Origin of the sequence: Lacrimispora sp. (assembly GCF_032078915.1) — a bacterium.
Classification (GTDB): domain Bacteria; phylum Bacillota; class Clostridia; order Lachnospirales; family Lachnospiraceae; genus Lacrimispora.
Window position 1 is genome coordinate 1 of the sequence record NZ_DAMAUN010000015.1, and the last position, 10194, is coordinate 10194.

A 10194-nucleotide genomic window follows, 5' to 3' on the forward strand; every position below is an offset into this window, starting at 1 on the left:
TAGGTCCAGTAGGTCCAGTAGCACCGGTAGGTCCAGTAGGTCCAGTCGCACCGGTAAGCCCCATAGGCCCGGTAGGCCCAGCAGGTCCAGCAGGTCCAGTAGGCCCGGTCGGTCCTTTACAACGAAAGCATTTGCACGTACAAGGTTCACATTTTATATTTCCATGATTGGAGCAACTATCTGATGAACAATTTTTTGTGCAACTGCAATCACATATATTCATTCCTTGAAATTCCTTAGGCTGCATAAAGCTCCCTCCTATTAATTATTTAATGGCGTATTTAACGCCTAATATATTATATTCAAGAAAAGTTAAACTGAGATTTTAAGAATGATTGCCCATAAATAATTGAATATTGATTGCTGATATGTTATAGTGTAAGAACGTTAGTTCTTTATTGGGAGAGGAGATTTTAAAATGATTAGAAGAATGCCGCCCCATTGTGGGGATGATACCTGTTCGTCATGTGTTATTGCTGGGCATGGGGGAGCATGAATGAAAGTGGGAGAAATATGCTTATTGACTAATGATGTTATCCGATTATCAAACTTTTATAAAATGTTATTTGATGTTGATAACGGCAGTGATGATGATATTCATCAATTTATTATATCGGAGGAAACAACACTGACTGTTTTCAATGATGGGATAGAGAGAAAGAACAATGATCACAACATTTGTATTGCATTTACGGTAGATGATGTAGATGCCGAATATGAGAGACTAAAAGAATTTGGCATCGAGATTGTTATGCCTCCAACCCTAAGACCTTGGGGCGCAAAAAATATGGGTTTCTTAGATCCTGATAATAATCTTATAACCTTTAGATGTTTTCCTAAATGACCTCACCAATTCCCTTTTATTAAAGTAACGATTTCCAATTTTAAATTGTTAATTATGAGCTTCTAACGATCAAAATTATTTTTAAATTAATTGACTGAATAGAATAATCCAAATCCTTTGCAGTGAATTATAAGGGTTTTGGATTATTTTACATGCAAAGATTTTCAGGTTGAACTTTACAAAAGAAATAGTTATACTTACTTTATGCGGGGCCAGCCGGTAAGTAACCGGGGTATGAGCCGTGCAGGAAAGGGTATGTTTAACCGAAGCGATCAGGAAGATGAGATTACGAAGACCACGAAAAAGCATGTCAATCCAAAATGTGACAATCGTCACATTTATCTGTCTGTTCCTTTTGTCCCTGGTGACTATTGAAAAACTTGTTTTGAACAATTGGCAATCTTCCATAACCAGAGAGACTGCCGGGATTTCTGAAGAGATGAATCAGGTTGTGATTGAAAAGATGAATTCATTTTTCAGGGTTCCAGTTACGGCAAATGAACTAGGGAAAAAGTTGATTGAAAATAAAACCATTGATTTTTTTAATGAAAAGAGTCGCAACTCTTTTTTTATTGGCATTTTAGAATCTTATGAGAAAGAGATCTACAGTTTTACATATGCATCGGTTGATGGAGAATACTATGGGGCCCTCAGAAATAATAATGGGGAACTTGAACTCATAAAAAATAATGATGAAACAGGCGGAGAAAGCTGGTGCTGTAATATAAATGAGGATTTAACGGCAGGGGCGTTGATACGAAACGCAGGCACCTTTGATCCAAGGCTGCAGGAATGGTATCAGGCGGCAGAAAAAGAGAAGGGGCCTGTTTTTTCGCCAGTATACAAAGATTTTATCGTCAATGACCTGGCAGTGTCTGTTTCATGTCCTGTATATGATGAGGAAGGAACGCTTAAGGGTATTTTAGGGACCCATATGCTTCTTTCCGATATTGGGGATTATCTGAAAAGCGAGGGAGCCGGTTTCAAGGGCTTCGTGTCTGTTATAGAGAAAGGCTCCCGGTATTTAATTGCAAATTCCATGGGGGAGGATAATTATACCGCAGATGGTGACGGATCACTGAAAAGAAATACGATCGATGACCTTTCCCTTCCGGCCTGGAAGAACAGTTACGAGAATTATCTTAAATCCCAGAAGGCAGAATTCTCATGGAAGGCGGGAGAAACGAACTGGTATGCGAACGTACAGGAATATCGGAAAGAAGGTCTTGACTGGATCATTATTTCTGTGATTCCGGGAAGTGTTTTGGCTGCAGAACTGAACCGGAATATCGGGGTTTCGGCGGAACTGGCTGTTATCGCCGGCGCTCTTTCCATAAGTGTTTTTTTCTTGATCATCCGAAGGCTCTATAAGCCGATCAATGGCTTACTGACCATAGCGGAGAACATTTCTGCAGGGAATTTAGAGCAAAGAGTGGAGATCGTAAGGAACGATGAAATAGGAAGAATCTCCAATGTATTTAACCGCCTGGCGGATAATCTGCTTGACATGGTCAAGCATCTGGAATGTATTGTTGAAATGCGGACCAAGGAGTTAAATAAGGCAAATGAGATATTAAGGGAGAGTCAGTTCCAGCTTCAGCTCATACTGGATACCGCGGCGGAAGCCATATTTGGTACGGATTTAAACGGGAGATTCACATTCTGCAACAAAAGCTGTCTTCGCCTTCTGGGATATACTAAGCCCGAGGAATTGCTGGGAAGCGATATGCAGTTTTTTGCCGATTTTCTTAGTCCCGAAAAGAATGGAGGGGAAAGAAACGGTGTGCTTAGGCGGGCCGACGGTACCTGCTTTGATGCGGAGTACCGTGCCCTGCCCCAATTAAGGGAAGGAAAGCATGTTGGGTATGTCATAACCTTTGCCGATATTACCGAGCGAAAGAAAGGGGAGGAAAAGATCCGCTTTTTAAGCTATCATGATCCGCTTACCGGATTGGTAAACCGAAGGCGTTTTGAGCAGGAGATGAAGAAAGCAGACACGCTGCAGAACCAGCCGGTTTCCCTGATTTTTCTGGATTTAAACGGCTTAAAGCTCATCAATGATACCTTTGGGCATACGGCCGGAGATGAATTCATTGTTAAGGTCGCCCAGGTCTTGAAAAAGAACTGCCGGGAAGGAGATGTTGCCGCACGGATCGGCGGCGATGAATTTACGGTGCTGCTTCCCCGCACATCCTGGGAAGAGGCGGAGTCCATTGCTTCGAGGGTCAAAAATCAGGTTTCAATGGAAAAGGTAAACATGGTGTCATGTAGTGTTGCGGTGGGAATCGGAACAAAGGCCAAGCACTGGCAGAAGATTGAACGGATCCTGGAGACAGCAGAGAACGAGATGTATAAGGAGAAGAGCATTTCTTCCATAAACTTTGGAAGTCATGCAATCAACGGCATTATTACTTCTCTTCATATGAAAAGCCCATGGGAGAAAAAACACTCAGAAGAAGTCAGCAAGCTGTGCGAAAGGATCGGCATGGCCATGGGGCTTCCTGAAACAGAGATAAAGAAGCTGCGGGATGGAGCATACCTCCACGATATCGGTAAAATCACCCTGAGTGAGTCGATTCTTGAAAAGACTCATGAACAACTGACGGAAGCAGAACATGAGATGATGAGACAGCATCCGGCCATCGGATACCGCATTCTGAATCTGTCCCAGGAAACACTGGACCTTGCCAATGGCGTGTACGGACATCATGAATGCTGGGATGGTTCCGGGTATCCCAAGGGCTTAAAGGGCGAGGAGATCCCGCTTATTTCCCGTATTTTATCTGTTGCAGAAGGGTATGAGAGAATCTTAAACCGGGAAAATAACCGGGATGCGGGAAAAGAAAAAGCGCTGCAAGCCATTTTAAATGGTTCCGGACAAAAGTATGATCCAACGATTGCCGAATTGTTTGTACTCATCATGAAAGAGAATAAATAATGCTGCCTCATTATTGGATTCCCCGCATTGGCGAATGGTTGTTCGTTTCCATTATTTGTGCTATAATGCCTACGGCATAGCAGTTGTCCGTAGAAATAAAAATTACAGTACGATGATTTATGAGACTGCAGTTGGTAAGATACTATGTCTGAATATCCATATACTTAAGAGAAATGCCTGTAAGAAGATTCAAAATTCAGGATTTTTCGAAATTGCAATTTTGAGGAGGCACTAGAAACATGAAGTACTTAAGAAACAAGCTTTTACTATTTATCTCTTTGCTGCTGATCTTTACGGTCATATTCCTGACCACCATTTCTTCAATTCTTTATTACCGAAGCTCCATGGCTGAGGCAAAGCAGAATTCGTCTTATCTGGCAGCAGCATATCAGCAGGGTATCGATTCCGTATTAAATATTTACCGCAGTGAATTAACGGTAACGGCATCAAAGAGCTTTTTAACAGATGGGAGAACATCAGATTCAGAAATAAAGCGCCTGCTGGATGAGGAGGCAGAAGCTTCAGGTTTTCATTACATAACAATAGCGGATGCACAGGGAACCAATAACAAAGGTGACCAGATTGCAGATCAGGACTTTTTTATAGAAGCCCAAAAAGGAGCTGCCTATATTTCCGATCCGTCTTTAAATGAAGAGCAGAAGCTGAGTCTTTTTATAGCTGCCCCTATTGCCGCCACCGGAAAAGTATTGTATGGATCTCTTCCTTATGAAGCCATCAGCGCGGAACTGACAAAAATCAAAATCGGTGAAAACGGATATGCCTTTGTCATTAATAAGAATGGACTGACTGTCATTCATCCGAATGAAGACAACGTATCCAATCCAAAAGACTATTCTGAACTGGCAAAAAAGGATCCATCCTATGCGCCTACCGCTAAAATTTTTAAGGAAATGACTTCCGGCAAAACAGGTACCGGTTTTAGCTATTACAACGGACAGCGCCGCCTGGTGGGATATGTTCCCTTAGCCGGGCCGGAAGGCTGGTCAGTTGCAGTCACCACGCCTTTGACACAGATCGAAGAAAACATGAGCTATACACTGATCATGTGTGTGATCGCCGGGCTGGTTCTGCTATTAGCAGCCATTGCTATTACCCGTGTATTCTCCAAAAAGATCACCGAACCGATTGTGACTGCAACGCAAAGGATCGAACGGCTGGCCAGGGGAGAACTTGATGAAGATATTGAGCCGGTTAGAGGAAAAGATGAAAGTGCACGGCTTATCATGGCCCTGCAGAACACCATCCATGGATTGCGGTCATATATCATGGATATCTCAAATGTGCTGAATGCCGTGGCGGCCAAAGATTTAACCGTAAGAAGTGCCGTGCAGTATCAAGGTGATTTCATTCCGATCCAGTCAGCCCTGGACCAGATCTTAGACTCTTTAAACAGTACACTATGGAATATTACACAGGCAACGGATCAGGTTCGTTCCAGCTCCGCACAGGTTGCCCTTGGTGGACAGAATCTTGCAGAAAATTCTGCGGAACAGGCGGCGACCACAGAGAGCCTGACCAATTCTCTGGAAATGGTATCTCATCACATTCAGGAGAACGCAGAGCATTCCATGTCTATGAAGAACATGACGGAGTCAGCGCTTTTGGAGACTCAGCATGGAGATGAGGAAATGCAAAGGCTGCAGCAGTCCATGGCAAGCATAGACGCTTCTGCAAAAAAGATCCAGAACATCATTCACATCATTGATGATATTGCGTTCCAGACCAATATTCTGGCATTAAATGCAGCGGTAGAGGCGGCGCGTGCCGGTGAGGCAGGTAAAGGATTCTCCGTGGTGGCAGACGAAGTACGGGAGCTGGCTTCCAAAAGTGCGGATGCAGCGAAGCAGACGACTGATCTGATTCACAGCACCATTGAGTCTGTAAAACAGGGAAAACAGAACACGGAGCAGACTGCTGATGTGTTTAAGAAGATCGTAGAACAGACTAGTTCCGTTAATACGCTCGTGTCAAGGATATCCGAATCACTGGAGAGCCAGGCAGGCAGCGTTTCTGAACTTGGAGAGGGAATGCAGAAGATTTCCATGGTCACTCAGGCCAACTCAGCAACAGCAGAGGAAAGTGCGGCGACCAGTGAAGAGCTTTTAAGCCAGATGCAGATGTTAAAAGAACGGGTTATGGAGTTTCAGTTAACACAGTCTTAAAAGAAAGGTTTATAAAAAATGATTGACAAATAGGCAGGATGATAGTATATTAAACATATATGTTTAGTATGTAAAAGGAGAAATCAAAACGATATGAAAACGAACTGCGTGTGTAACATGAATCTTAAGATGAATTGTTGCAGCTGTAGATGCTTCATGAGAAGAGATACAGTTTGTTTACGTGTGCGTTTTGGTATCTGATTTCCAATTTTTATCCTGTAACATAGGGGAAATAAATGGAAGGAAGCAGGTATTTGCGTATACCTGCTTCCTTTTGCATTTATTAATATATAACTTATCGGAACTTGCATAGAAAGTGAAGATAAAAGGGCTGTCGTTCAGCCCGTCCATCGGATCATCGAAAGCGTCTTTTGCTTTCGGTAATATAAAAAGGGAGGAAGATAATGGATGGATCACATAAGTAAAAAGGAGGGAGAAAGGAAAAATCATGGATTTTGAGTTTATTCGTGCCTATATGCCGCTGTATGCAGAGGCGGCAGGTATGACACTTCGAATATCTTTTCTGGGGATCCTGCTGTCAGCAGCCATTGGCCTTTTGTGCAGCCTGGTTAAGATTTTTAAGATACCGGTATTAAAGAGTATTGTGAATGGCTATGTTGAGGTATCCAGAAATACGCCTCTTTTGATCCAGCTGTTTTTTTTATACTTCGGACTTCCTAAAATCGGTGTTGTTTTAAGCTCTGAAAGCTGTGCAGTCACAGGGCTGGCATTTTTAGGAGGAAGCTACATGGCGGAAGCATTCCGCGCGGGAATCGAACAGGTACCGGTTATCCAGTCAGAATCGGGTCTCAGCCTGGGACTTACAAAAGGGCAGGTATTCCGGTATATCATCCTTCCTCAGGCGGTCACCACCTCAATCCCTGTATTTTGTGCCAACATCATATTTCTTATAAAAGAAACATCGGTGTTCAGTGCGGTTGCGCTGGCTGACTTAATGTTTGTGGCAAAGGATCTGATAGGAATTTATTATAAAACAGATGAGGCCCTCTTAATGCTGGTGGCAGCATATTTGATCATCCTGCTGCCAATATCCTTATTCTGTTCCTGGATAGAAAGGAGGGTCCGCTATGCAGAATTTGGGAATTAGGATACTGTTTGAGGGAAATAATTTTCTGCGGTTGTTTAGCGGTCTCCTGGTATCACTTAAGATCGCAGTTTTATCCATGGTTTTATCCGTTGGACTTGGAATACTCCTTGGAATGGTGATGACCAGCAAAAAAAGGCCGGTCCGGTTTTTTACAAGGATATATCTGGAGACAGTCAGGATCATGCCTCAGCTGGTTCTATTGTTTCTTGTCTATTTTGGAGCTGCAAAGCATTTGAATGTAAATTTTTCCGGGGAAATGGCTGCGGTCATTGTTTTCACCTTCTGGGGGACGGCAGAAATGGGGGACCTGGTGCGAAGCGCGCTGGAATCCATACCGGCCCATCAGTATCAAAGCGGCTTTGGCCTGGGAATGACGGAGCTTCAGGTATACCGGTATATTGTGATTCCCCAAACGATACGCAGGCTGCTTCCGTCGGTCATGAACCTTCTGACGAGAATGATCAAAACCACTTCTCTTGTTGTATTGATCGGCGTGATTGAGGTGGTTAAGGTTGGAAAACAGATCATTGACTCCTCCAGGTACACGGTACCAGATGCGGCCCTCTGGGTATACGGAGTGATCTTTATTCTGTACTTTGTGATTTGTTACCCGTTTTCCAGGGCTGCTGCCCTGCTAGATAAAAAATTAAAGGATTGATAATATGAGTCAGGAAATGATTTTAAAGACAGAGAATCTTAGGAAGTCTTACGAAAACGGGCAGCCGGTTTTAAAGGATATTTCCTTTACCTTGGAAAAAGGGGAGGTAGTGGTGGTCGTAGGACCTTCCGGCTGCGGAAAAAGTACCTTTTTACGATGTCTCAACATGCTGGAGCCCATTGATTCCGGTACGATTCAGTTTAAGGACCGGATCATTGACAGGGGGAAACGGGATGTTTATGAAATAAGACAGAAGATCGGCATGGTATTCCAGAGCTACGATTTATTCCCGCATAAGTCCATTCTGGGAAATATTATTCTGGCCCCTTTAAAGGTGCAGAAAAGGGATAAAAAAGAGGTGACAGAGGAAGCAGAACAGCTTCTCGCCAGAGTAGGGCTTCTGGATAAAAAGGATTCTTATCCCAGGCAGCTGTCCGGCGGACAGAAGCAAAGAGTGGCGATTGTACGGGCACTTATCATGCATCCGGAGATCCTGCTCTTAGATGAGATCACGGCAGCCCTGGACCCGGAGATGGTACGGGAGGTGCTGCAGGTGGTGTTAGAACTGGCAAAGGACGGAATGACTATGGTCATCGTCACACATGAAATGGAATTTGCCAAGGCAGTGGCTGACCGTGTCCTGTTCATGGATCAGGGCGTTGTAGTGGAAGAGAGCCAGCCGGATGAATTTTTCACCTCACCCCGGACAGAGCGGGCAAAACAGTTTTTAAATACGTTTCATTATGAAGCGTTATAAAATAAAAAAATAAAATGGAGGATGTAATTATGAAGAAGAAATTACTAGGTGCATTATTAGGCATTACCATGGCGGCAGGCCTTTTGGCAGGCTGCGGCCAGGCAAAGGACAATGGGGGAAACACCGGAGGGGCATCTGCAAAGGCAAGAACCTTATCTGAGATCAAGGAAGCCGGAACCATTAAAATCGGCGTATTCAGCGACAAGAATCCATTTGGATATGTGGATTCCAACGGAAAGATCCAGGGCTATGATGTGTATCTTGCAAAGCGGCTGGCAAAGGACTTGCTTGGAAGTGAGGATAAGGTTGAATTCGTATACGTGGAGGCGGCCAGCCGGGTGGAATATTTAAAATCCGCCAAGGTGGATGTGATTTTGGCTAATTTCACTGTTACTGACGAAAGAAAGGAACAGGTGGATTTCGCACTTCCTTATATGAAGGTGGCTCTTGGCGTGGTCTCCCCTGATGCAGCTCTGATTAACGATGTGGCACAATTAAAGGATAAGACCCTTATCGTGGTAAAGGGAACTACGGCTGAAACTTATTTTTCTGAAAATCATCCGGAAGTAAAGCTGTTAAAGTTTGATGAGTATCAGGAAGCTTATGACGCTCTTCTGGACGGAAGGGGAGATGCCTTCTCTACCGATAATACGGAAGTTCTTGCATGGGCCATTCAGAATAAGGGATTCACGGTAGGAATCGAGTCCATTGGAAATCTGGATACCATTGCTCCAGCCGTTCAGAAAGGAAATAAGGATCTTCTGGATTGGATCAACAGCGAGATCGAAACCCTTGGCAAGGAGCAGTTCTTCCATAAGGATTTTGAGGAAACCCTAAAGCCTGTTTATGGAGATGAGATCGATCCTGAAAATCTGGTTGTAGAAGGCGGCCAGGTTTAAGAAATAAGAAACTGAGAAAAAATATCATTATTAGCTTAACGAGAACTTAATGAGAAAAATAACCGGCAGGGCGTCTTGACGTCCTGCTTTTTTTATTTCATAATAGCATTGTTATATAACAGTGTTATAAAAAAGGAGAAACGATGAGTGCTCAGGTAAAACACACACATCTTGCCATTTTAGAGGCGGGCAGAAAGGAATTTTTGGAGTATGGCTATGAGGGGGCTTCCCTAAGAAGGATTGCCAGGGAGGCTTCTGTGACAACAGGAGCCATATATGGGTATTTCCCAGGCAAGGAGGCGCTTTTTGATGCATTGACTGGAGATGCAGCGGATGGACTCCTGGAAAAGTACAGAAAGGTTCATGACGAATTTGCAGGCTTGCCTCCCAGCGAGCAGGCGGCTTCTCTGGATCATATTACCGATGAAACGATTCCCTGGATGATCAACTATATCTATGACCAGTTTGATATATTCAAGCTGCTGTTTTGTAAGGGCAGTGCGGGAAGCTGTGACAGCTATATCGCACAGCTGGTCAAACTCGAAGAGAAATCCTGTTGGGATTTTATCAAAGTAATGAGAGAGGCGGGGCATGAAGTAATGGATATTGACGGCACCTTGATCCGCATCTTATCCCGATCATTTTTCCAGCAGATTTTAGAGTTTGTGGTCCATGATGTCCCACGGGAAAAAGCTCTTTCCTACTCGATGGTTCTGGGGGCTTTCCAGCACGCAGGCTGGAAGAAGATTATGGGACTTTGATATAGCGGGGCTGTTACCGGTACATTTGAACAAAAAAGCGTTACAT

General features: G+C 43.8%; 8 protein-coding genes. All 8 read left to right on the forward strand.

The window, feature by feature from the left end:
* Positions 1-496: 496 nt before the first annotated feature.
* A complete protein-coding gene (locus RT269_RS08085; protein ID WP_313181758.1) occupies positions 497-844 on the forward strand; it encodes a VOC family protein in 348 nt (115 codons plus the stop codon).
* 280 nt (positions 845-1124) lie between these two features.
* Positions 1125-3782: a diguanylate cyclase gene (locus tag RT269_RS08090; protein ID WP_313181760.1), complete on the forward strand. Its 2658-nt coding sequence runs from the start codon at positions 1125-1127 to the stop codon at positions 3780-3782.
* Positions 3783-4021: 239 nt separating this feature from the next.
* Positions 4022-5965, forward strand: a complete 1944-nt coding sequence (locus RT269_RS08095; protein WP_313181762.1) for a methyl-accepting chemotaxis protein — start codon at positions 4022-4024, stop codon at positions 5963-5965.
* A gap of 448 nt (positions 5966-6413) precedes the next feature.
* Positions 6414-7073 (forward strand): amino acid ABC transporter permease, encoded by a 660-nt coding sequence (locus RT269_RS08100; protein WP_313181763.1) that lies wholly within the window; start codon positions 6414-6416, stop codon positions 7071-7073.
* Positions 7054-7731, forward strand: coding sequence for an amino acid ABC transporter permease (locus tag RT269_RS08105; RefSeq protein WP_313181765.1), 678 nt, complete (start codon positions 7054-7056; stop codon positions 7729-7731). Before RT269_RS08100 ends, RT269_RS08105 begins: the two co-directional genes overlap by 20 nt.
* Positions 7732-7735: 4 nt before the next feature.
* Complete coding sequence (locus tag RT269_RS08110; RefSeq protein ID WP_313181767.1) at positions 7736-8488, forward strand: amino acid ABC transporter ATP-binding protein; 753 nt, start codon at positions 7736-7738, stop codon at positions 8486-8488.
* A 29-nt stretch (positions 8489-8517) separates the two neighbouring features.
* Complete coding sequence (locus RT269_RS08115; RefSeq protein WP_313181768.1) at positions 8518-9387, forward strand: cysteine ABC transporter substrate-binding protein; 870 nt, start codon at positions 8518-8520, stop codon at positions 9385-9387.
* Positions 9388-9530: 143 nt separating this feature from the next.
* Positions 9531-10148 carry a TetR/AcrR family transcriptional regulator gene (locus tag RT269_RS08120; protein ID WP_313181769.1) on the forward strand — a complete coding sequence of 206 codons (618 nt, stop codon included), beginning with the start codon at positions 9531-9533 and terminating at the stop codon, positions 10146-10148.
* The last annotated feature ends 46 nt before the right edge of the window (positions 10149-10194 follow it).

Coding starts and splice junctions, on each gene's coding strand:
- RT269_RS08085 (WP_313181758.1), top strand. CDS start 497: ATGAAAGTGGGAGAAATATGCTTATTGACTAATGATGTTATCCGATTA.
- RT269_RS08090 (WP_313181760.1), top strand. CDS start 1,125: ATGAGATTACGAAGACCACGAAAAAGCATGTCAATCCAAAATGTGACA.
- RT269_RS08095 (WP_313181762.1), top strand. CDS start 4,022: ATGAAGTACTTAAGAAACAAGCTTTTACTATTTATCTCTTTGCTGCTG.
- RT269_RS08100 (WP_313181763.1), top strand. CDS start 6,414: ATGGATTTTGAGTTTATTCGTGCCTATATGCCGCTGTATGCAGAGGCG.
- RT269_RS08105 (WP_313181765.1), top strand. CDS start 7,054: ATGCAGAATTTGGGAATTAGGATACTGTTTGAGGGAAATAATTTTCTG.
- RT269_RS08110 (WP_313181767.1), top strand. CDS start 7,736: ATGAGTCAGGAAATGATTTTAAAGACAGAGAATCTTAGGAAGTCTTAC.
- RT269_RS08115 (WP_313181768.1), top strand. CDS start 8,518: ATGAAGAAGAAATTACTAGGTGCATTATTAGGCATTACCATGGCGGCA.
- RT269_RS08120 (WP_313181769.1), top strand. CDS start 9,531: ATGAGTGCTCAGGTAAAACACACACATCTTGCCATTTTAGAGGCGGGC.